This is a genomic window from Acidimicrobiales bacterium (assembly GCA_035512495.1).
Taxonomy (GTDB): Bacteria; Actinomycetota; Acidimicrobiia; order Acidimicrobiales; family CADCSY01; genus DATKDW01.
Map to the genome: position 1 here is coordinate 22932 of DATKDW010000040.1, position 21572 is coordinate 44503.

Annotated in this window: 18 protein-coding genes and 1 tRNA gene; 9 read left to right on the forward strand and 10 right to left on the reverse strand. The window is 71.8% G+C overall.

Translation table 11 applies throughout. From position 1 onward, the window contains the following. The first annotated feature begins 1 nt into the window (after position 1). A complete protein-coding gene (locus VMN58_05185; protein ID HUF32587.1) occupies positions 2 to 1276 on the forward strand; it encodes a hemolysin family protein in 1275 nt (424 codons plus the stop codon). A 30-nt stretch (positions 1277 to 1306) separates the two neighbouring features. Here VMN58_05185 and VMN58_05190 read toward each other — a convergent pair. Beyond that, positions 1307 to 1390 (reverse strand) — tRNA-Leu (locus VMN58_05190). 73 nt (positions 1391 to 1463) lie between these two features. Between VMN58_05190 and VMN58_05195 the strand changes: the two genes are divergently transcribed. From VMN58_05195 to pknB, 6 genes are all read left to right on the forward strand, one after another. Further along, complete coding sequence (locus tag VMN58_05195) at positions 1464 to 2123, forward strand: DUF3662 and FHA domain-containing protein (protein ID HUF32588.1); 660 nt, start codon at positions 1464 to 1466, stop codon at positions 2121 to 2123. 3 nt (positions 2124 to 2126) lie between these two features. Then, positions 2127 to 2603 carry an FHA domain-containing protein gene (locus VMN58_05200; GenBank protein ID HUF32589.1) on the forward strand — a complete coding sequence of 159 codons (477 nt, stop codon included), beginning with the start codon at positions 2127 to 2129 and terminating at the stop codon, positions 2601 to 2603. 7 nt (positions 2604 to 2610) lie between these two features. Further along, the gene (locus VMN58_05205; GenBank protein ID HUF32590.1) at positions 2611 to 3906 is read left to right on the forward strand and encodes a PP2C family serine/threonine-protein phosphatase; all 1296 of its coding nucleotides are present in this window, start codon (positions 2611 to 2613) and stop codon (positions 3904 to 3906) included. A gap of 8 nt (positions 3907 to 3914) precedes the next feature. After that, positions 3915 to 5180 carry an FtsW/RodA/SpoVE family cell cycle protein gene (locus VMN58_05210; protein HUF32591.1) on the forward strand — a complete coding sequence of 422 codons (1266 nt, stop codon included), beginning with the start codon at positions 3915 to 3917 and terminating at the stop codon, positions 5178 to 5180. After that, positions 5177 to 6637, forward strand: coding sequence for a penicillin-binding protein 2 (locus VMN58_05215; protein HUF32592.1), 1461 nt, complete (start codon positions 5177 to 5179; stop codon positions 6635 to 6637). Before VMN58_05210 ends, VMN58_05215 begins: the two co-directional genes overlap by 4 nt. Before the next feature lie 61 nt (positions 6638 to 6698). Continuing rightward, positions 6699 to 8516: a Stk1 family PASTA domain-containing Ser/Thr kinase gene (gene pknB, locus VMN58_05220; protein HUF32593.1), complete on the forward strand. Its 1818-nt coding sequence runs from the start codon at positions 6699 to 6701 to the stop codon at positions 8514 to 8516. 32 nt (positions 8517 to 8548) lie between these two features. On the opposite strand, the gene VMN58_05225 is transcribed toward pknB, so the two are convergent. Next, a complete protein-coding gene (locus VMN58_05225; protein ID HUF32594.1) occupies positions 8549 to 9130 on the reverse strand; it encodes an aminodeoxychorismate/anthranilate synthase component II in 582 nt (193 codons plus the stop codon). A gap of 98 nt (positions 9131 to 9228) precedes the next feature. Between VMN58_05225 and VMN58_05230 the strand changes: the two genes are divergently transcribed. Further along, positions 9229 to 9579 carry a cell division protein CrgA gene (locus tag VMN58_05230; GenBank protein ID HUF32595.1) on the forward strand — a complete coding sequence of 117 codons (351 nt, stop codon included), beginning with the start codon at positions 9229 to 9231 and terminating at the stop codon, positions 9577 to 9579. A gap of 167 nt (positions 9580 to 9746) precedes the next feature. Here VMN58_05230 and VMN58_05235 read toward each other — a convergent pair whose 3' ends face one another. Further along, positions 9747 to 10004: a hypothetical protein gene (locus VMN58_05235; GenBank protein HUF32596.1), complete on the reverse strand. Its 258-nt coding sequence runs from the start codon at positions 10002 to 10004 to the stop codon at positions 9747 to 9749. 250 nt (positions 10005 to 10254) lie between these two features. Continuing rightward, positions 10255 to 11445 (reverse strand): thiolase family protein, encoded by a 1191-nt coding sequence (locus tag VMN58_05240; GenBank protein ID HUF32597.1) that lies wholly within the window; start codon positions 11443 to 11445, stop codon positions 10255 to 10257. A gap of 177 nt (positions 11446 to 11622) precedes the next feature. Here VMN58_05240 and VMN58_05245 point away from each other — a divergent pair, with 177 nt between their 5' ends. Next, positions 11623 to 13437, forward strand: a complete 1815-nt coding sequence (locus tag VMN58_05245; GenBank protein HUF32598.1) for an AMP-dependent synthetase/ligase — start codon at positions 11623 to 11625, stop codon at positions 13435 to 13437. Between the two features lie 6 nt (positions 13438 to 13443). Here the strand turns inward: VMN58_05245 and VMN58_05250 are convergent, their stop codons facing one another. The 6 genes from VMN58_05250 to dnaJ form a co-directional block, all read right to left on the reverse strand. Beyond that, positions 13444 to 15663, reverse strand: a complete 2220-nt coding sequence (locus VMN58_05250) for an EAL domain-containing protein (GenBank protein HUF32599.1) — start codon at positions 15661 to 15663, stop codon at positions 13444 to 13446. A 47-nt stretch (positions 15664 to 15710) separates the two neighbouring features. After that, positions 15711 to 16577: a uroporphyrinogen-III synthase gene (locus VMN58_05255; GenBank protein HUF32600.1), complete on the reverse strand. Its 867-nt coding sequence runs from the start codon at positions 16575 to 16577 to the stop codon at positions 15711 to 15713. A gap of 8 nt (positions 16578 to 16585) precedes the next feature. Continuing rightward, positions 16586 to 19075, reverse strand: a complete 2490-nt coding sequence (clpB, locus tag VMN58_05260; GenBank protein ID HUF32601.1) for an ATP-dependent chaperone ClpB — start codon at positions 19073 to 19075, stop codon at positions 16586 to 16588. 75 nt (positions 19076 to 19150) lie between these two features. Beyond that, on the reverse strand, positions 19151 to 19945 hold the full coding sequence (locus VMN58_05265) for a hypothetical protein (GenBank protein ID HUF32602.1): 795 nt from the start codon (positions 19943 to 19945) through the stop codon (positions 19151 to 19153). Between the two features lie 108 nt (positions 19946 to 20053). Beyond that, positions 20054 to 20434 (reverse strand): helix-turn-helix transcriptional regulator, encoded by a 381-nt coding sequence (locus tag VMN58_05270; GenBank protein HUF32603.1) that lies wholly within the window; start codon positions 20432 to 20434, stop codon positions 20054 to 20056. Positions 20435 to 20442: 8 nt separating this feature from the next. After that, on the reverse strand, positions 20443 to 21567 hold the full coding sequence (gene dnaJ / locus VMN58_05275) for a molecular chaperone DnaJ (protein HUF32604.1): 1125 nt from the start codon (positions 21565 to 21567) through the stop codon (positions 20443 to 20445). Between the last annotated feature and the right edge of the window lie 5 nt (positions 21568 to 21572).

Consider the following 21572-nt stretch of genomic DNA (forward strand, 5'->3'; position numbering starts at 1 on the left):
AGTGGGCCCCCAGTTGGGACTGGTGGTGGTGCTGGTGCTCATCAACGCGGTCTTCGCCGGCAGCGAGATCGCCCTGATCAGCCTGCGCGAGTCGCGCCTGGCGCGGCTCGCGGAGGCGAGCGAGACCGGCCGGCGCCTGGCGGCGTTGGCGCGCGACCCGAACCGCTTCCTGGCGACCATCCAGATCGGCATCACCCTGGCCGGGTTCCTCGCCTCGGCCACGGCGGCCGTGGCCCTGGCCGAGCCGCTCGATGAGGTGCTCGGCTTCCTCGGACGGGCATCCCGACCGGTGTCGATCGTGGCGGTCACCGCCGTGCTCACCTTCGTGACCCTCGTGGTCGGCGAGCTGGCCCCCAAGCGGATCGCCATGCAGCGGGCCGAGCGTTGGGCACTGCTCGCCACCCGACCCCTCGGTGCCCTGTCGTCCCTGGCCCGACCGTTGGTGTGGTTCCTCGGCAAGGCCACGGACGTGGTGGTCCGGCTCCTCGGCGGCGACCCGGACGCCCGGATCGAGGAGATGACCGAAGAGGAGCTGCGCGACGTGCTGGCCTCCCAGCGACGGTTCACGCCCCTGCAGCACCTCATCATCGACGGCACCTTCGAGGCGGCCGAGCGCACCTTGAGGGAGGTGGTCGTCCCCCGACCCCAGGTGCTCACCCTCCCGAGCGATGCGTCCCGGGACGAAGCCGTCAGGCTCTTGGTGGAACGCGGCCACTCGCGGGCACCGGTGGTCGATGGCGACCTTGACCGGACGCTCGGCGTGGTCCACCTGCGCGACCTGATCGGGGCGAGCGACGGAGGCGACGTCGCCGGGGTGGCCAGCCCCGTGATGGTGCTCCCCGAGACGGTTGGAGTCCTCGACGCCCTGCGCGACATGCAGATCGCCCGCCAGCACCTCGCCCTCGTCATCAACGAGCACGGCGGCGCCGAGGGGATCGTCACCCTGGAGGACCTCGTCGAGGAGCTCACCGGTGAGATCTACGACGAGCACGACCGCGATGTCACCAGTGTCCGCCACCTCCCCGACGGCACCATGGTGCTGGCCGGCTCGTTCCCCGTCCACGACCTCGTCGACATCGGCGTCGAGCTCGACACCGATGGCGACTACACCACCGTCGCCGGCCTCATCCTCCACCACCTCGGCCGGATCCCCGAGGCGCCGGGCGACATCGTGGTCGTCGACGGCTGGCGGCTCGAGGTCAACGGGATCGCCCACCACGCCATCACCGAGGTGACGCTGCGCGCGGTTCCGGCGCCGGCGCCGGACGACGGCTGACCCACGGGTAGGTGGCCATCGACCTGCGAGTGCGCGAGGGGGGACTTGAACCCCCACACCCTTTCGGGCACAGGAACCTGAATCCTGCGCGTCTGCCAATTCCGCCACTCGCGCGAGTGAAGCCCGGAGAGGCTACCGCACGCGGGCCGAGGTGCGATCTAGGGGGCCTGAGTAGAGTTGCGGCCGCATGGGCCTCAAGGGATTCGAACGGCGCCTCGAGCGCCTGGTGGAAGGCGTCTTCGCCCGAGCCTTCAAGTCGTCGCTGCGGCCGGTCGAGCTCGGCCGGCGCCTCGTCCGGGAGATGGACGACCAGCGAACGGTCAACGTCCGGGGCGAGGTCGCAGCCCCCAACGACTTCACCGTGACGCTTGGCCCCGAGGACCACGAGCAGTTCGCCGAGATCGAGGAGAGCCTCACCCGCGAGCTCGGCGACGCCGCCCGGGCCCACGCCCGCGAGGAGGGCTACACGTTCATGGGGCCGGTCGAGGTGCTCCTCCGCCTCGACCAGGAGCTGGGCACCGGGTCGTTCGGGCTCTCCGCCCGCTTCAAGGAGGGCCCCGGGGGCACCGGCGGCGGGACCGTGGTGCTGCCCGACGACTCCCGGGTCTCGCTCGGCGACACCGTGGCGATCATCGGGCGGGCGCCCGGCTCCACCATCCAGCTCTCCGACTCCAGCGTCAGCCGCAAGCACGCCGAGATCCGCCCGGTGGGCGACGGCTGGCAGGTGGTCGACCTCGGCTCCACCAACGGCACCCGCGTCAACGGCGCCACGGTGAGCGAGCGGCGCCTGAAGGACGGCGACACCCTCACCGTCGGCGACGCCAAGCTCCGCTTCGAAGCAGGCTGACCCTTGCCCGAGCCCCTGCTGGCCGTCCTCAAGCTGTGCGCCCTCGCCCTGCTCTACCTCTTCTTCTTCCGCGTGCTCCGGGCGGTGTGGGCCGAGGTGAACGGGCCCAAGGTCGCCGCCGTCCCCGCGGGCCGGGCCGCCCGCGGAGGCCGTCCACCGCGGCGCGAGCGCCGAGTCACCCCCCGGGGGCGGGCCGAGCGGCTGGTGGTGGTGGAGCCCAAGGACCAGAAGGGCAGGTCCTACGACCTCGGAGACGAGCTCACGGTGGGCCGCGCTGCCGGCTGCCAGGTGACCCTCGAGGACAGCTACGTCTCCCAGCTCCACGCCCGGGTGTTCGCCCGCGACGGCACCCTCTTCGTGGAGGACCTCGGCTCGACCAACGGCACGTACCTCAACAACGCCAAGGTGTCGGCGCCGGTGGCCATGAAGCGCGGCGACCACCTCAAGATCGGCTCCACCGTGATGGAGGTCGGCGGGTGATGGGCCGATGACCACGCTGCGGTGGGGCTCGGCCTCCGAAACCGGCCGGGTCCGAACCATCAACCAGGACTCCTCGCTCGAGGCCGACCCGATCTTCGCGGTGGCCGACGGGATGGGCGGCCACGCCGGGGGCGAGGTCGCCAGCAAGGTGGCGTTGGAGGCGCTTCGGGCCGGCGCCGCCCCCACCCACGACGGGTTGGTGGAGGGCATCCGCCTGGCCAACCGGGCCGTGATCGACCGGGCCGAGGACGACCCCGAGCTGCGGGGCATGGGCACCACCCTGTGCGCCATCGCCCTGGTGGGTCCTGACGGCGACGACGACGAGAACGGCGACGAGCGCATCGTGGTCGCCAACGTGGGCGACTCGCGCGTCTACCTGCTCCAGGGCGGAGAGCTCCTCCAGGTCACCGAGGACCACAGCCTGGTGGAGGAGATGGTCCGCCAGGGGCGCCTCTCCCCCGACGAGGCCCGCATCCACCCGCAGAAGAACATCGTCACCCGGGTCCTCGGCAACGAGGACGACATCGAGGTCGACTCCTGGGAGATCACCCCCCACCGCGGTGACCGCTACCTCCTCTGCTCCGACGGGCTCACCGGGGAGCTCGACGACGACCTCACCGCGGCCGTGCTGCGCCGACTCGCCGACCCCGGAGAGGCCGCCCGCGAGCTGGTGCGATTGGCGGTGGAGGCCGGCGGGCGCGACAACGTGACCGTGGTCGTCGTCGATGTCGTCGACGACGGCGGCAGGGCCGAGGCGGCATCCGCCGCGGTGGCGGGGGGCACCGCCGACTCGCCCACCGTCCGGCGCCGAGGGGGCACCGCGATGGCCGCAGCCGACCTCGCCAACCTCCAGGGAAGCGACGGCGGCGCCGTGCCCACCACGGCCACCGACGCAACCGGCGGCGACGCTCCGTCGCGGTTCACCTGGCGCTCGGCGCTTTTCCTGCTGGCCGTGGTGGCCGTGGTGGCAGGTGCGGTCGGGTCAGTGGCGTGGTTCGCGCGGAGCACCTACCACGTGCGCATCGTGGACGACGAGGTCGTGATCCTCCAGGGCCGCCCGGGAGGCGTGCTGTGGATCCAGCCGACGGTGGTCGAGCCCACCGGCTTCCCGGCCGACGACGTGCCCCCCGCCCGCCGCCACGAGCTCGAGGCCGGCAAGGAGCAGCCGTCGCTCGCCGCCGCCCGCCGCTACGTCGACAACCTCGAGGACCAGGCTCGCTCGATCACCACCACCACCACCTCCACCACGACCACGACGACGACGACGACCGAGGCCACCACGACCACCGGGGCCGCCCCGTGATGCGGACCGTGCGCCGCAACACCGAGCTCGGCCTCATCCTCCTCGGCGCCCTCATCACCTCCAGCCTCTACGTCCTCGCCTCGCTCGGCTCCACCGCCTCGATCCCGGTCGACATCGTGCCCTTCCTCGTGGTGGTGCTCGGCCTCCTCGGCGTCGCCCACGTCGTCACACGCCGCCTGGCTCCCGCCGCCGACGGGATGCTCCTCCCCCTCGCCGGCCTCCTCAACGGCATCGGCTACGTGTTCATCGCCCGCCTCAACGAGGACCTCGCGGCCCTCCAGGCGACCTGGGTCGCCGTGGGCATCGGCGCCTACGTGGGGACCCTGGTGGTGGTCCGGCGCACGCGCGACCTCGAGCGCTACCGCTACACGTTCATGCTCGTCGGCATCGTGTTGCTCCTGCTGCCGCTGGTCCCTGGCATCGGCCGAACCGTCCAGGGCGCCCGCATCTGGGTCGGCATCGGCCCGATCAGCTTCCAACCCGGGGAGTTCGCCAAGATCATCCTGGCGATCTTCTTCGCCTCGTACCTGGTGGAGAAGCGCGAGCTGCTCAGCATGGCCACCCACCGGTTCGGCCCCCTGATGCTGCCCGACCTCAAGCACTTCGGGCCCGTGCTCCTGGCGTGGGGTGCCTCGCTGCTGGTGATGACCGCCCAGCGCGACCTCGGCTCGTCGCTGCTGTTCTTCTCGCTCTTCGTCGTCATGCTCTGGATCGCCACCGAGCGGGCCTCGTACATGGCGGTGAGCGCCGCGCTGTTCTCGATGGGCGCCTTCGTGGCCTGGCACCTCTTCGCCCACGTGCGGGTCCGCACCGGCATCTGGATCGACCCCTGGACCGACATCTCCGGGCAGGGCTTCCAGGTCGTGCAGGCCACCTTCGCCCTCGCCTGGGGTGGCATCGCCGGCACCGGGCCGGGCCTCGGCAACCCCGACCGCATCCCGGCGGTCACCACCGACTTCATCTTCGCCGCCATCGGCGAGGAGCTCGGCCTGCTCGGCGCCACCGCCGTCCTGGCCGCCTTCCTCCTCATGGTCGGGGCAGGCCTGCGCATCGCCATGCGCGCCGACACCCCCTTCGACAAGCTGCTGGCCGCCGGGCTCACCGGGATCCTCGGGCTGCAGAGCTTCATCATCATCGGCGGGGTCATCCGCCTGGTGCCCCTCACCGGCATCACCCTGCCGTTCGTCTCCTACGGCGGCTCCTCCCTGGTCGCCAACTACGTGCTGCTGGCGCTGCTCATGCGCATCTCCGACGCCACCACGGTGACGCGGTGAACCGCCAGATCCGCCGGCTCGGCATCGGCTTGCTGGTGCTCTACGCCGCTCTGTTCGTCCAGCTCAACATCGTCCAGGTGCTGCGAGCCGACGAGTACAACGACCACCCCAACAACAACCGGGCGGTGGTGCGCGACTACAGCCGGCCCCGCGGCCAGATCCTCGCCGCCGACGGTTCCGTGCTGGCCCGGTCGGTGCCGGTGGACGGGCGCATCGGCCGCCAGCGGGAGTACCCCACCGGTGACCTCTTCGGCCAGATCACCGGCTACTTCTCCTTCGCCACCGGCTCCGACGGGGTGGAGCGCACCTACAACGACGCCCTGGCCGGTCGCGAGGCGGCCACGACGGTCCGCGGCGTCCTCGACCTCCTCCTCGACCCCGAGCGCACCGCGGACGTGACCCTCACCATCCCGCCCATCGTCCAGCAGGCGGCACGGGACCAGCTCGGCGAGCGTCGCGGCTCGGTCGTGGCCATCGACCCGCGCAACGGCTCGATCCTGGCCCTGTGGAGCTTCCCGAGCTACGACCCCGGGCCCCTCTCGCAGGTCGACCTCTCGGCGGCCCGTGAGACACGACGCGCCGCGCTCGAGGAGCCCGCCAACCCTCTCCTCCCGCGCAGCTACCGGGAGACGTTCTTCCCGGGCTCCACCTTCAAGGTCGTCACCGCCGCCACGGGCCTGGCAGGAGGGCAGCTCTCGCTCGACGAGCCGGAGTTCCCGGCCGAGTCGGAGTTCACCCCGCCCCTGACGACCCGCCCGGTGCGCAACTTCGGCGGCAGCACCTGCGGGGGCACCCTCGTCGACATCATGCGGGTCTCGTGCAACACCGCCTTCGCCCGACTCGGCGTCGAGATCGGCGGTGGCGCCCTCGTCTCCGGCGCCGAGGCGTTCGGCTTCAACGACACCCCCCCGATCGACCTGCCGAGCGTGGCCCGCTCCCGGATCGGCGGAGAGGACTTCGACAAGGACACCCCCGTGGTGGCCCAGACCGCCATCGGCCAGAACGCCGTGCGCTCGACCCCGCTCCAGATGGCGCTCGTCGCCGCCGCCGTGGCGAACGGCGGGTCGATCATGGAGCCGCACGTCATGGCCGAGATCCGCGACTCGGAGGGCGACGTCCTCCGGCGCTTCCAGCCCCGGGAGTGGCGCCGGGCGCTGTCGACCGAGGACGCCGCCCTGCTGCGCGACGCCATGGTGGCCGTCGTCGAGGACGGCACCGCTGGGGGGCTGCGCATCCCTGGTGTCCCCACCGCCGGCAAGACCGGCACCGCCCAGCTGGGGTCCGATCCACCCGCCTCCCATGCCTGGATCATCGGCTTCGCCCCCGCCGACGCCCCCCGGGTGGCGGTGGCGGTGATCGTCGAGGGCCAGCCCGGCGCCAGCGAGCAGACCGGGGGGCGGGTGGCGGCACCGATCGCCCGCGCCGTGCTCGAGGCAGCCCTGGCCGTCACCGGCTGAGCGGCCTTCCGCTGCCCCGTGCCTCGGGCCCTCCCGGCACGACGCCTAGGCTGCCCCGGATATGTCAGATCAGGGGCAACAGGTCTTCAACGGGCGCTACGAGCTCCACCGCAAGATCGCCCGGGGCGGGATGGCCGACGTCTTCCTCGCTCGGGACTCCCTGCTCGACCGCCCAGTCGCCCTCAAGGTCCTCTTCCCCGAGTTCGCCACCGACCCCTCCTTCGTCCAGCGCTTCCGCCGCGAGGCCCAGTCGGCCGCCAACCTGAGCCATCCGAACATCGTCTCCGTCTACGACTGGGGCGAAGAGGACAACACCTACTTCATCGTCATGGAGTACGTCGAGGGCCGGAGCCTGGCGCAGATCATCCGCGACGAAGGGGCGCTCCACCCTGACCGAGCCGCCGACGTGGCCGCCGACATCGCCGCCGCCCTCGGCTTCGCCCATCGCAACGGCGTGGTCCACCGCGACGTCAAGCCCGGCAACGTCCTCATCTCCACCACCGGGCAGGTCAAGGTCACCGACTTCGGCATCGCCCGCGCCGTCTCGGCGGGCGAGAACCTCACCCAGACCGGCACCGTGATGGGCACCGCCACCTACTTCTCCCCCGAGCAGGCCCGCGGCGAGAGCGTCGACCCGCGCTCGGACGTGTACTCCCTGGGGGTGGTGCTCTACGAGATGCTCAGTGGCCGGCCGCCCTTCAGCGGCGACAGCCCGGTGGCGGTGGCGTACAAGCACGTCCAGGAGTCGGCCGAGCCGCTGCGCGACCGCAACCCCGACGTGCCGGCCCCCCTCGCCGCCGTCGTGGCCAAGTCCATGGCCAAGAACACCCAGAACCGGTACCCCTCCGCCGAGGACCTGCGCCTCGACCTCCGTCGATTCCGCGAGGGACGCCCCGTGGTCGCCGAACCCCTGATGGCCCCGCCCGACGCCACCACGGCGGTGGGGGCGGGCGCCGCCACGGCAGCGGTGGGCGCCACCCGGGCCGTCCCCCGGCACGAGGAGACCTACGCGGCCGGCGCCGTGCTCGACGACGACTTCTACGAGGAGGGCCCGCGGCCGCAGCGCAGCCCGGCGTTCATCATCCTGCTCCTCGCACTGCTGGCCCTGCTCGCCTTCCTGCTCTTCCTCTTCGCCCAGAACCTCGGCTTCGGTGGTGACACCACCGCCCAGGTCGACGTGCCCGACGTCGTGACGAAGTCGCAGGAGGATGCCGAGCGCATCCTGCGCGATGCCGGCTTCGTCCCCGTGCCCCGGGCGGAGGCCAACGAGGACGTGGCCGAGGGCCTGGTCTTCCGCCAGGATCCCGGCGCCGGCGTCCGGTTGGCGGAGGGCTCCGAGGTCGAGATCTTCGTCAGCTCGGGCCAGCCACCCGTTGCGGTCCCGAGCGTGGTGGGCGAACCCGTCGACGACGCCCGCCTGAAGCTCGAGGGTGTCGGCCTCGAAGCCGACATCGTCCCCGTGCCGAGCGACGACCGCCCGGAGGGCGAGGTCCTCCGCCAGAGCATCCTGCCCGGCGAGGAGGTCCCGGCGGGCACCATGGTGCGCCTCGACGTCTCCTCCGGGCCCGAGCTGGTGCCGGTGCCCAACGTGGTCGGGCGCTCCCAGACCGATGCCGTGAACATCCTCCTCGACCGCGGGTTCCGGCCCCAGGTGGTCGAGCGCTTCAACAGCGCCCCCGAAGGCGAGGTCATCGCCACCGACCCTCCCGCCGGTCGCGACCTGGCGCGGGGCTCCAACGTCACCGTCGTCGTCTCCCGCGGGCCAGAGGAGACCACGACGACCACGACCACCGCGCTGATCACCACAACCATCGCCGAGACGACCACGACCACGGCGGCAGAGACCACCACCACCGCCCCGGAGGGCGACGCGCCGTAGTCCCGTCGGGCCGTGCCGGCCCGCCTCGGCCGTTAGGACGCGATGCGGTCCAGCCAGGTGCGCAGCAGGTCGTGACCACCGACGGTCAGGATCGACTCGGGGTGGAACTGCACGCCCTCGACGTCGAGCACCCGGTGGCGCAGCCCCATGACCACGCCGTCGTCGGCCTCGGCGGTGATCTCCAGCTCGTCCGGCACGCTGTCGCGGTCGACGACCAGGGAGTGGTACCGGGTGGCCTCCAGCGGGTCGGGCAGCCCGGCGAAGACGCCGGTGCCCGAGTGGCGGATCTGCGAGGTCTTGCCGTGCATGACGTCGGGCGCCCGCACCACCTTGCCGCCGTAGACCTGGCCGATGCACTGGTGGCCGAGGCAGACACCCAGGATGGGCACCTCCCCGGCGAGGTGGCGGATCACGTCGTTGGAGAGGCCGGCGTCGTCGGGACGTCCGGGACCGGGCGAGATCAGCACGGCGTCGGGCGCCAATGCGTCGACGCCCGCGAGATCGAGGTCGTCGTGGCGGTGGACCAGCGGCTCGGCTCCGAGCTCGCCCAGGTACTGGACGAGGTTGTAGACGAACGAGTCGTCGGTGTCGACGACGAGGACGCGGGCGCTCATCGCCGCCGAGGCTACTGCCGGCGGACCTCCCGCCCCGCCGGGTTCCCCGCCCCCGGGGCGGCCGGTCGGCCCGCACCCGCCGCACTACCCTTCCGGCCATGGCTGAACGCAAGGCGTCCTCCCGGCGCACCTCCCGCACCGGCTCCGGCCGGGTGACCCCCAAGGGGACCAAGCCCGGGGGGCGCACCGGCGCCCCCGCGGCGCGGGTCCACACCCCCAGCGGGCAGGTCCCCGGGGCCTCCACCCGCTACACGCCACCGATCCCGCCCGAGGAGAAGGTCAGCGCCCCGTGGGTGCCGGTGCTCATGTTCGGCCTGCTGGCACTGGGTGCGCTGGTGATCATCGTCAACTACCTCGGGCTGCTGCCCGGCGACGCCGACAACCGCTACCTGCTCGTCGGCCTGGTCATGATCACCGGCGGCTTCATCACCGCCACCAAGTACCACTGACCGGACGACCGCCCAGGCGACGTGACGGAGAGGTGGCGCCCGGATGACGGACGGGTGGCGGGCTAGTTACACGCGTGTGATCCTCCCCAGGGTTGTCCACAGGCTGTGGGAAACGTCTGGGCGGTGGATGCGGTCGCGCCGGCGACCGGGCGCACCGCCCAGACGGATCACTCCATGGGCGGGGCCACCAGCTCCATCTCGTCCATGCAGTGCCGCGGTGGCTCCGGCAGCTCCTCCCCGGCGCGGTCGATCCGGATCTCCATGTGGCACTGCGGGCACCGGTAGCGCAAGCGCACCTTGCGCAGCTCGCCAGGCGGAGGCGGCTCGGGCACGGGCCGCGCAAACGAGCCCAACATGGCCGTGCCCACCTTCCAGATCACCACCGCCGCCAAAAGGGCAACGCCAACATTGACCAAGGTGCCCACAGAGCGATTGTACGACGGAGCGGCCCCCATCCCAGCGGCGAGCCCCGCCCAGAAGTTCGAGCGTCGGGACGGGGCGTCGGAGCGAGCGGGTGGCACCGAGGGGGAGGGACCTTCGGCCCCAATGACACCTGCCCATTGGTCGGGCTCGCTCCGCTCGCCCTCCATGCCGGAGCTTGCGGAGGGGGTGGGAGGGGTCCGCCCTCGGTGACGGGCCCCGCGGGGGCGGCACGCGCCCCGCGAGCCCGACCCGCTAGCCCAGGCGCTCGATGATGGTGGCGTTGGCGAGACCGCCCCCCTCGCACATGGTCTGGAGGCCGTAGCGGCCACCGGTGCGCTCGAGCTCGTTGAGCAGGGTGGCCATGAGCTTGGTGCCGGAGCAGCCGAGCGGGTGGCCGAGGGCGATGGCGCCGCCATTGACGTTGACCTTGCTGAGGTCGGTCTTGTGCTCGGCCTGCCAGGCGAGGACGACCGACGCGAACGCCTCGTTGACCTCGAAGAGGTCGATGTCGTCGACGGTGAGGCCGGCCCGCTCGAGCACCTTGGCGGTGGAGGGGATGGGGCCGGTGAGCATCATGATCGGGTCGGTGCCGGCCAGGGCGAAGCTGTGGAAGCGGGCCCGGGGTGTCAGGCCGAGAGCCTTGGCCTTCTCCTCGCTCATGATCAGCGTGGCGGAGGCGCCGTCGGTGATCTGGCTGGAGTTGCCGGCCGTGACCTTGCCGTCGGGCTTGAAGGCGGGCTTGAGGTTGGAGAGGGTCTCGGCGGTGGTGCCGGGGCGGATGCCCTCGTCCTGGGTGACCATCTCGTCGAGCTCGACGACCTCGTTCTTCTCGCGGTCCCAGAGCTTGCCCTTCACCGGCACGATCTCGTTCTGGAAGCGACCTTCCTCGGTGGCCTGCAGCGCCCGGCGCTGCGACTCGGCGCCGAAGGCGTCGAGGTCCTCACGGGTGAGGCCCCACTTGTCGGCGATGAGCTCGGCCGAGATGCCCTGGGGCACGAGGCCGCCCTGGTCGGCGTAGCGAGCCACGGTGGCGGGCCCGAAGGGGAACGAACCGGGCGTGATCGACGCCCCCATCGGGGTGGTGCTCATGACCTCGACGCCGGCGGCGACCACCACGTCGTAGGCGCCGGCGATGACGCCTTGGGCGGCGAAGTGGGCCGACTGCTGCGACGAGCCGCACTGGCGGTCGACGGTGGTAGCCGGCACGGTCTCGGGCCAACCGGCGGCGAGGACGGCGTTGCGACCGATGTTGAGGCCCTGGTGGCCCACCTGCATGACGCAGCCCATGATCACGTCGTCGACGAGGGCGGGGTCGAGGTCGTTGCGCTCGGCGAGGGCCTTCAGGGTCTCGCCGGCGAGGTCGGACGGGTGCCAGCCCGAGAGCTTGCCGTTGCGCTTGCCGCCGGCGGTGCGGACGGCGTCGACGATGACAGCGGTGGCCATGGGGGAACTCCTCGGGGTCAGAGAAAACTAGACCGGTCGGTCAAGATCCCATGCTGCCCGCCGCCCGACCGAGTGGTCAAGGCGGAGGTTCCTCGGCGGCACGGCGGGGCCGGGGTACGACGAGGGGAAGCCTGGTAGAACCGTACGGACCACGCCCGACCGTACGAGGGAGAGTCCATGGCCGACCAGGTGACCAAGGAAGAGATCGACGCTGCCATCCAGGGGCAGACGGTCTCGTCGCTGTTCCTCGGGACCACCAGCGAGCACCCGAACCAGGTGGCGCTGCGCTGGAAGGACGGCGACGACTGGCAGGAGATGACCTTCGGCGAGTACGCCGACCAGGTCGCTCGGGCCATGGAGGGCCTCCGCGCCCTCGGCGTGGGCGCCGGCGACCGGTTGGCGCTCATGATGCGCAACCGCCCCGAGTTCCACGTGGCCGACATGGCCGCCCTCATGCTCGGCGCCACGCCGTACTCGATCTACAACTCCTCCTCTCCCGAGCAGGTCGAGTACCTCGTGGGCCACGGCGAGGCCACCCTGGCCATCGTCGAGGACGTCGGCTTCCTCGAGCGCTTCCTCAAGGTGCGCGAGGGCCTCCCCGACTTGGCGACGATCGCCATCCTCGAGGACCCCGACGGCCTCGCAGGCGACGACGTCGTCGCCTGGTCGTCGATCCTCGACCACGAGCCGGGCGACCTCGAGGCCGCGTCCAAGGTGGCCACGCCCGACGACCTGGCCACGATCATCTACACCTCCGGCACCACCGGCCCGCCCAAGGGCGTGATGCTCTCGCACTACAACATCTGCTGGACGGCCGAGAGCTACCGCCGCATGGTCGACCGCGAGTTCGTGGGCTTCCGCTCCATCTCCTACCTGCCGATGGCCCACGTGGCCGAGCGCATGTCGACCCACTACCTCGGTGCCCTCTTCGGCGAGGAGGTCACCACCTGCCCCGACCCGTCCCAGATCGCCGCCTACGCCGGCCAGGTGCGCCCCCAGATCCTCTTCGGTGTGCCCCGCGTGTGGGAGAAGGTCTACGCCGGGGTCAACGGCGCCCTCGCCGCCGACCCCGAGAAGGGCCAGAAGTTCAACGAGGCCGTCGAGGCGGCCAAGCCCCTCGCGCTGGCCAAGGCCACCCAGTCGCGCGAGCTCACCGAGGACGAGGAGGCCACCCTCGGCTTCCTCGACGAGGTGGCGTTCAAGCCCGTGCGCGAGCTCGTCGGCCTCGACGCCCTCGAGGTGGCCGTCACCGGTGCCGCCCCGATCGTGCCCGAGATGCTCGAGTGGTTCGTCACCATCGGGGTGCCGCTGTCGGAGATCTACGGCATGAGCGAGAACTCCGGCCCCCTCACCTGGGACCCGTACAAGATCAAGCCCGGCACCGTCGGGCGCGCCATCCCCGGCTGCACCGTGAAGCTGGCCGACGACGGCGAGATCATCGCCAAGGGCGGCAACGTCTTCTCCGGCTACCTCAAGGAGGACGAGAAGACCGCCGAGGCGCTCGACGGCGAGGGCTGGCTCCACACCGGCGACATCGGCGAGATCGACGACGAGGGCTACGTCAAGATCGTCGACCGCAAGAAGGAGCTGATCATCACCGCCGGCGGCAAGAACATCAGCCCCGCCAACCTCGAGGCGTCGCTGAAGATGGTCCCGCTGATCGGCCAGGCCTGCGCCATCGGCGACAAGCGGCCCTTCGTCTCCGCCCTCGTGGTGCTCGACCCCGATGCCGCCACGGCATGGGCCGCCGCCAACGGCAAGGAGGGCACCTCGCTCGCCGACCTGGCCGACGACCCCGACGTCAAGGCCGAGGTCGAACGGGGGGTGGAGGAGGTCATGGCCGACTTCAACAACGCCGAGCGGGTCAAGAAGGTCACCATCCTCGGCGAGGAGTGGCTCCCGGACTCCGAGGAGCTCACGCCGACCTCCAAGCTCAAGCGGCGAGGCGTCCACGCCAAGTACGCCGACGAGATCGAGGCGCTCTACAGCTGACCAGCGTCAGTCGGCGACGGCGCTCGCCGACGTCGCCCGCTGGCGGGCGATGTCGGCGCAGCCGATGCCGGCCCGCTGCTGCACCAGGAGGTCGGAGAAGTCGTCCACCGGCACCGGGTGGGAGAAGTGCCAGCCCTGGGCGGTGGAGCACCCGAGCCCCCGGAGGGCCTCGACCTGGTCGAGGCGCTCGACCCCCTCGGCGATGACCTCGAGGCCGAGGGTCTCGCCCAGGCGGATGATCGCCCGCACGAGCACGTTGTCCTCGGGGGTCTGGCCGAGGCCCTCCACGAAGGAGCGGTCGACCTTGATGATGTCGACCGGGAGGTGCTTGAGGTACGACAGCGAGGCGTAGCCGGTGCCGAAGTCGTCGATGGCCAGACGGACCCCGAGGTCGTGGAGGCCGAGCAGGCGCCGCGCTCCCGCCTGGGTGTCCTGGAGCACCCAGCTCTCGGTGATCTCGATCACCAGGTGCGCGGGATCGAGGCCGGACACCTCGAGGGCGAGCGTCACGAGGTCGACCACCGAGTCGTGCTCGAGCTGGCGGGTGGAGAGGTTGACCCCCACCATCAGCGGCGCCTCCTCCGGGTGCGCCAGCTGCCACGCCCGACCCTGGGTGCACGCGGCCAGCAGCACCCAGCGGTCGATGGCCACGATCAGGCCCGACTGCTCGGCGAGGGGGACGAAGCGGTCGGGTGGCAGGACCCCCAGGGTGGGGTGCTCCCACCGCACCAGCGCCTCGAAGCCAGTGATGCGGCCCGACCCGAGGTCAACCATCGGCTGGTAGTGGAGGAGCAGCTCGTTCTGCTCGACTGCCCGGCCCAGGTCCGACTCCAGCTCGAGGCGCTCGAGCACCGAGGTGTGCATGCCGTCCCGGTAGAGCCGGGCGCATGCCTTGCCCTCGTCCTTGGCGAGGTACATGGCCACGTCGGCGTTGCGGAGCAGCTCGGCGGCGTCGGGGATGTTCTCTTCGCTGAGCGCCACGCCGATGCTGGCCCGGACGGCCACGTCCCGACCGGCGAGGGAAAACGGGGCGCAGAGGGCGGTGATGATGCGGTCGGCCGTCGCGAGCGCCTCACCGGGGCCGCTCGCCTCGTCGATCAGGATGGCGAACTCGTCGCCACCGAGCCGGCAGGCGGTGTCGCCGTCGCGGACGACCGCCCGGAGCCGGGCGGCGACGGCGCAGAGGAGCTCGTCGCCCACCTGGTGGCCCCAGCTGTCGTTGACCCGCTTGAAGTCGTCGAGGTCGAGGAAGAGCACCGCCACCTCGGTCTCGCGGCTGCGACGGCGGTGCAGGGCGTGAGCGACCCGGTCGGCAAAGAGGGTGCGGTTGGGCAGGCGGGTCAGCGGGTCGTGCAGCGCCTCGTGGGTCATGTTCTTGGCGGTCGTGGCGGTGACCTCGTAGAGGCGGGCGTTGCCGATGGCGGCGGCAGCGTGCTCGCCGAAGAGGCTGAGGGCACGGAGGTCGTACTCGCTGAACTGGCGGCCCGAGCCGGCGTTGAGGTTGAGCACCCCGAGGAGGGTGTCGCGGTGGACCAGGGGGATCGACATGGCGCTCTGGACCGGCTGAACCCGGAGGTGCCGGCCGCGCCAGCGCTCGTCGAGCTCACCGTCGAGCAGCAGGGGTTCCCGGGTGGCGGCCACCCGTCCGGCGATGCCCTCCCCCATGGCGACGCTGGTGCCGTGGGCGTGGTCGTTGCCGCGCACCGCCACGGCCCGCAACCGACCGTCGTCGAGGAGCATGACCGAGCCGGCGGTGCCACCGAGCAGCTCGAGGGCGTTGTCCAGGATGCGACTGAGCACCTCGTCGATCTCCAGCACCGAGTTCATGGCCTGGCCGGCCTCGAGCAGGGCCGACATCTCGCTCAGGCGGTTCGAGAGGGCGGTGACAAGGACCCGCTCCTCGAGGAGCAGCCGCGTCAGCCGTCGGAGGTGCAGCTCCTTCTCCACCGCGTAGGCGGCAAAGCCGGCCACGATCACGAGCACACCCACCCGCGCAATGAAGGGGCTGATGAACGTCTCGATGTCGCCTTCCTGCCACATCGAGAGGACGACCATGGTGGCGGTGACCGACACCATGACCGTGGCCATGATGATCCAGAGCTGGAGGCGACGGCGATCGACGTCGTCCAGGGTGGGGACGTTGTCCCCGAGCCCGACGACGCGCGCCTCGCGGCGGATGTCCTTGCCCGGCTCGGTGCCGGGCGCCCCCTTGCGTTTGCCAGCCATCGCTCAACCATCGGCATGAGGGACGCAGACCTGAGACTTTCGCCCGGTCAGGCCAGACGTGAGGCGGGGCCGAGGAGCTCCGCGGTGAGCCGGACCATCGGCGGGAGGCGGTTGGGCTCGGGCCACACCGAGGTGGTCACGCCCTCCTCCTCGACCGCCCGGGCGCACACCGGCCCCACGCAGACCGGGAGCACCGGGCCGTTGAGGGCATGACGGAGGGCCTCGGCTCGGTCGCCGGGCGCGTCACCGGCGATGCGGAACAGGTTCCGCACCGCCGGCTGGCTGGTGAAGGTGACGGCGTCGAGGCCGCCCTCGACGGCGAGGTCGACGAGGTGCAGGGCGGGCGCCGGATCGTCGGGGAGCACCCAGCGGTAGAGCGGGACCTCCACCAGCTCTCCCCCGGTGCCGACAGCTGCCCGCAGGGCCTCCGTGGCGGGGTGGTCGTCGGGGTCGAAGAGCTGGAGGGCCACGCGGGCCCCCTCGACGCCGCGCTCCCCGAGGTGGTCGAGCACCTCGTCCATCGTCTCGTGGGGGGCACGCCACGCCACCTCGAGGCCGGCCTGGCGGACGGCCGACGACGACTTGGCGCCGCGAGCGACCACGTGGGCCCGGCCGAGGGCGGCGAGCAGGTCGGCCTCGACCCCCCAGACGGCGGCGGCCTCGAGCCACCGCCGCATCCCGAAGCCGGTGGTGGCGACCAGGACCGCTGGCGGGTCGGCGGCGAGCGCCGCGGTGGCACGGCGCAGCGCGTCGTCGGCGGTGAGGTCGACGGTCCGCATGGTGGGCCCGTGGACCACCTCGGCGCCGCGCTTGCGGAACAGGTCAGCCTGCTCCTGCCAGCGCCGGTCGGCGGTGATCCCGATGCGGCGGCCCCGGAGGGGCTGGCCGTCGGTGGGGGGATCGCTCGTGCTCACCCCTCCAGTCAACCGCCTCGAGCGAGCACGACCTCACCGTCGTCGGCATCGACCACCACGGTGTCGCCGTCGGCGTAGCGCCCGTCGAGCAGGGCCATGGCCAGCGGGTCGGCGATCGCCTTCTGCAGCAGGCGCTTGAGGGGCCGGGCCCCGTAGGCCGGGTCGTAGCCCCGAGCAGCGAGGACCCGGCGGGCGTCGTCGGTCACCTCCAGGGTGAGGCGGCGACGTGCCAGGCGCTCCACCAGGGTGGCGAGCTGGATGTCGACGATGTGGGTGAGGTCGGCCTCCTCGAGCGAGCGGAAGCGGATGATGTCGTCGATCCGGTTGACGAACTCGGGCTTGAAGAAGTCGCGCGGGTCCCCGGGGAGGTTCGACGTCATGATCAGCACCACGTTGGTGAAGTCGACCGTGCGACCCTGGCCGTCGGTGAGGCGGCCGTCGTCGAGGAGCTGGAGCAACACGTTGAACACGTCGGGGTGGGCCTTCTCGATCTCGTCGAGCAGCACCACGGCGTAGGGACGGCGCCGGACCGACTCCGTGAGCTGCCCGCCCTCGTCGTAGCCGATGTAGCCGGGCGGGGCGCCGATGAGCCGCGAGACGGAGTGCTTCTCCATGTACTCGCTCATGTCGATGCGGACCACGGCGCGCTCGTCGTCGAAGAGGAAGTCGGCCAGCGACCGGGCCAGCTCGGTCTTGCCGACGCCGGTGGGTCCGAGAAAGAGGAACGAGCCGATGGGCCGGTTCGGGTCGGACAGCCCGGCCCGGCTGCGGCGGATGGCGTTGGCCACCGAGCGAACGGCCTCCTCCTGGCCAACCACCCGCTGGTGGAGCACGTCCTCCATGCGAACGAGCTTGGCGACCTCGCCCTCCATGAGCCTCGCCACCGGGATGCCGGTCCACTTGGCGACGACCTCGGCGACGTCCTCCTCGTCGACCTCCTCCTTCAGCATCCGCTGCTCGGACTGGAGCTCGTCGAGGCGTGCGGTGGCCTCCTCGACCCGCCGCTCGAGCTCGGGCACCTGGCCGTAGCGGATCTCGGCCGCCCGCTCGAGGTCGGTCTCGCGCTCGACCGACTCGCGCTTGCCCTCGAGCTCCTCCTTGAGCTCCTGGATGGCGGTGATGGCCTCCTTCTCGCCCTGCCAGTGGGCCTTCATCGACGTCGACTGCTCGCGCAGGTCGCCCAGCTCGGCATCGAGGGCCTCGAGCCGCTCGGCCGATGCCTCGTCGGTCTCCTTGGCCAGGGCCACCCGCTCGATCTCCAGCTGGCGGATGCGACGCTCGACGACGTCGATCTCGGTGGGCAGCGAGTCGATCTCGATGCGCAGGCGACTGCCCGCCTCGTCGACGAGGTCGATGGCCTTGTCGGGCAGGAACCGGCCCGTCAGGTAGCGGTCGGACAGCACCGCGGCGGCCACGAGCGCCGCGTCCTGGATGCGCACCCCGTGGTGGACCTCGTAGCGCTCCTTGAGGCCCCGCAGGATGGCGATGGTGTCGTCGACCGAGGGCTGGCCGACCATGACCTGCTGGAACCGGCGCTCGAGGGCGGCGTCGGTCTCGATGTGCTTGCGGAACTCGTCGAGGGTGGTGGCGCCGATCATGCGCAGCTCGCCCCGGGCGAGCATGGGCTTGAGCATGTTCGAGGCGTCCATGGAGCCCTCGGCGGCGCCGGCGCCCACCACGGTGTGCATCTCGTCGATGAAGGTGACGACCTGGCCCCCGGCGTCGGTGATCTCCTTGAGGACGGCCTTGAGCCGCTCCTCGAACTCGCCGCGGAACTTGGCGCCGGCCACCATCGAGGACAGGTCGAGGCTGATGACCCGCTTGCCCTTGAGGCCCTCGGGGACGTCGCCCTCGACGATGCGCCGGGCGAGGCCCTCGACGATGGCGGTCTTGCCCACACCCGGCTCGCCGATGAGCACCGGGTTGTTCTTGGTGCGGCGCGACAGCACCTGGATGACCCGGCGGATCTCCTCGTCGCGGCCGATGACCGGGTCGAGCTTGCCTTGGCGAGCCGCTTCGGTGAGGTCGCGGCCGTAGCGCTCGAGCGCCTGGTAGCTCTCCTCGGGGTTCTGGCTGGTGACCCGGTGGCTGCCCCGCACCGCCTGCAGGGCGGTGAGCAGCTCCTCGGTGGAGGCGCCGACGATGTCGGCCATGGCCAGGATGAGGTGCTCGGTGGAGAGGTAGTCGTCGCGCAGGTCAGTGCGCGCCTTGTCGGCCCGCTCGAGCACCGCCCGCAGGTCGCGCGACATGCCGGCCTCGGCGGCGCCGTAGGCCTTGGGCAGGGCGTCGAGGCGCCCGGCGGTGGCCGTGGCCAGGGCGCGGGGGTCGACGCCGACCTTCTCGAGCAGGGGCACCACCACGCCCTCGGCCCGGTCGAGCAGGCTGGCGAGCAGGTGATCAGGGGTGACCTCGGGGTGGCTGGCGCCCCGGGCCGACTCGACGGCGGCGTTGAAGGCGTCCTGGGTCTTGACGGTCCAGCGGTTGGGGTCGATCGCCATGTCACGCAGGGTACCTGGTGTGAGGAAAGTTGACTACATCATTGTCAACTTTGCGGCGGGCCGGAGGGGTGGCGCCTACTCGACGGTGAACACGTGGACCATGCCCCGGGTGTGGTGGGGCGGACCGTCGCCGGCCAGGGCCTGGTCCTCATCGACGGTGCCCACCGGGATGAAGCAGAGCAAGGCATGCTCGCCGGCCTCGAGCTCGCCGACCGACCACGCCGTCGCCCCCGGGGCGGAGAAGCCGGCGGTGACGAAGGTGACGAGCCGCTGCGCTTCCTCCTCGGGCAGCTCCAGCAGCTCGGCGAAGGTCCGATCCTCGTCGTCGACCTTGCGAACGACCACCATCTCGTGCAGCTCGTCGCCGTCGTTGGTGAGCTCGAACGCCACGGTCCCCGCCGGCACCGAGTCGGCGACACCGTCGAAGGCGTAGTCGACCGCCGACACCTCGACGCGGTTCCAGTCGCACCCGTCGTCCTTCGCGGCAGCCGCCACGATGGCGGAGCGCGCCGCCGCCCCCTCACCGAAGAACAGCGCCCGTCCGAAGTCGCTCTCGGGGTCGGCGGTGGCTTCGGCAACGATCTCGGAGAGGCGCTCGGCGTCGTCGCGCACCCCCTCGGGTCCGCTGGTCGCCACCTCGTCGACGTGGGGCTGGAACTGCTCCTCGATGAACGCCTCCTCGGCAGCCCGGACCTCCTCGGCCGAGGCGGTGGCGAAGTCGACGTCGGGATCACCGGGGGCGCCGATGGCCAGCGCCGCCTCGCAGAACGCCTCACCCACGTCGTCACCACCGCACGCGACGAGGCCGCCCGCGATGGCAGCCGCCGCAAGCACAGCCGCCAACCGGCCGGGGCAGCTGCGCGTGGACATCGGGATCCCCCTTCGTCGGTCCAGCGGCACGGTCGCCCGGCCGCCGCAAGGACCGTAACCGCACCAACCGACCGGAGGAGGGCACGGGTGACGACCTACCCGCGGCGGTCAGCGGATGCGGCGCCCGAAGAGCTCCATGGCCTGGGAGAGCGGGACCAGGTCGCGGCGGTAGCGACGATGGGTCCGGTCGATGTCGGTGCGGGCCTGCTCGCGGGCCTCGGCGAGCTCGTCTTCGAGGCTGGCAACCTCGGCCTCGAGCTCGAGGACGCGCTTGACCCCGGCGAGGTTCAGGCCCTCGTCGGTGAGCTCGCTGATGCGCCGCAGCCGGTCGAGGTCGTGCTCGCTGTAGCGGCGGCTGCCCCCGCCGGTGCGGGCAGGGTCGACGAGGCCCTTGCGTTCGTAGATGCGCAGGGTCTGCGGGTGGACGCCGGCGAGCTCGGCGGCGACGGAGATCACGAACACGGCGTGGTTGCGGTCACGGCTCGGCATGGCTCACCTCATACTCCCAGGTGGGCACGGGGAGACTCGGGATTGGCGGCGGCAAGCGCCTCGACCGCCTCGCGCTCGGCGCCGGAGAGGCGGGCGGGCACCGCCACCTCGACCGCCACCAAGAGGTCGCCGGCCCCTGAGCTCTTGGGCACCCCCCTGCCCTTGACCCGGAAGGTCCGGCCCGAGCGGGTGCCGGCGGGGAGGCGGAGGGTCACGGGCTCGCCGTCGAGGGTGGGCACCTTGATGTCGGCCCCGAGGGCGGCCTCGGGGAAGGTGACCGGGACGTCGAGCGTCAGGTCGGCGCCCCGCCGACCGAAGATGGGGTGGGCCTCGAGTCGGACCACGACGTAGAGGTCGCCGGCGGGGCCCCCGTTGCGGCCCGGACCACCGCGCCCCTTCAGGCGGATGCGCTGGCCGTCGTCGACCCCGGCGGGGATGCGGACCTTGACCGTGCGGGGCCGGTGCTCCGACCCCGAGCCCCCGCAGGAGGGACACGGCGTGGTGACCACCGACCCGCGGCCCCCGCACGACGAGCACGGCTGGCTGAACGAGAACATGCCCTGGTTCTCGTCGAGCACGCCACGACCGCCGCACGCGGTGCACACCGTCGGCGACGTGCCCGGCGCCGCCCCGGTGCCGTGGCAGGTCGAGCACGGGGCCTCGCTCGTGAGGTTGATCGAGGTGGTGATCCCGTTGACGGCGTCGACGAAGGCCATGTGGAGCTCGGCCTCGAGGTCGGCCCCCCGCTGAGGCCCGGCGGTACGGGGCCCGCCCCGCCCACGCCCACGGTTGAAGAGGCCGCCGAAGATGTCGCCGAGGTCGCCCAGGTCGTCGACCCGGAAGCTGCCGGAGCCCCCGAAGGGCGACCCGCCACCGCCGGGCCCACCGAAGCCGGCGCCAACCGGGCCGAGCCGGCGGACCTCGTCGTACTCCTTGCGCTTCTCGGCGTCGCCGATCACGTCGTAGGCCGCCGAGACCTCCTTGAAGCGGTCCTCGAGGCCGGGGTGGGCGTCGGGGTGGGTGTCCCGGGCGAGCTTGCGGTACGCGCGCGTGATCTCCTTCTGCGTCGCCGTCTCCGGCACGCCGAGGATCTCGTAGTAGTCCTTCTCGAACCACTCACGCTGCGGCGCCACGGTGC

What these genes read in the sequence shown, in the direction of transcription:
- VMN58_05195 (HUF32588.1), top strand. Translation starts at nt 1,464, where the DNA reads ATGGGCCTCAAGGGATTCGAACGGCGCCTCGAGCGCCTGGTGGAAGGC.
- VMN58_05205 (HUF32590.1), top strand. Translation starts at nt 2,611, where the DNA reads ATGACCACGCTGCGGTGGGGCTCGGCCTCCGAAACCGGCCGGGTCCGA.
- pknB (HUF32593.1), top strand. Translation starts at nt 6,699, where the DNA reads ATGTCAGATCAGGGGCAACAGGTCTTCAACGGGCGCTACGAGCTCCAC.
- VMN58_05225 (HUF32594.1), bottom strand. Translation starts at nt 9,130, where the DNA reads ATGAGCGCCCGCGTCCTCGTCGTCGACACCGACGACTCGTTCGTCTAC.
- VMN58_05230 (HUF32595.1), top strand. Translation starts at nt 9,229, where the DNA reads ATGGCTGAACGCAAGGCGTCCTCCCGGCGCACCTCCCGCACCGGCTCC.
- VMN58_05240 (HUF32597.1), bottom strand. Translation starts at nt 11,445, where the DNA reads ATGGCCACCGCTGTCATCGTCGACGCCGTCCGCACCGCCGGCGGCAAG.
- VMN58_05245 (HUF32598.1), top strand. Translation starts at nt 11,623, where the DNA reads ATGGCCGACCAGGTGACCAAGGAAGAGATCGACGCTGCCATCCAGGGG.
- VMN58_05250 (HUF32599.1), bottom strand. Translation starts at nt 15,663, where the DNA reads ATGGCTGGCAAACGCAAGGGGGCGCCCGGCACCGAGCCGGGCAAGGAC.
- clpB (HUF32601.1), bottom strand. Translation starts at nt 19,075, where the DNA reads ATGGCGATCGACCCCAACCGCTGGACCGTCAAGACCCAGGACGCCTTC.
- VMN58_05265 (HUF32602.1), bottom strand. Translation starts at nt 19,945, where the DNA reads ATGTCCACGCGCAGCTGCCCCGGCCGGTTGGCGGCTGTGCTTGCGGCG.
- VMN58_05270 (HUF32603.1), bottom strand. Translation starts at nt 20,434, where the DNA reads ATGCCGAGCCGTGACCGCAACCACGCCGTGTTCGTGATCTCCGTCGCC.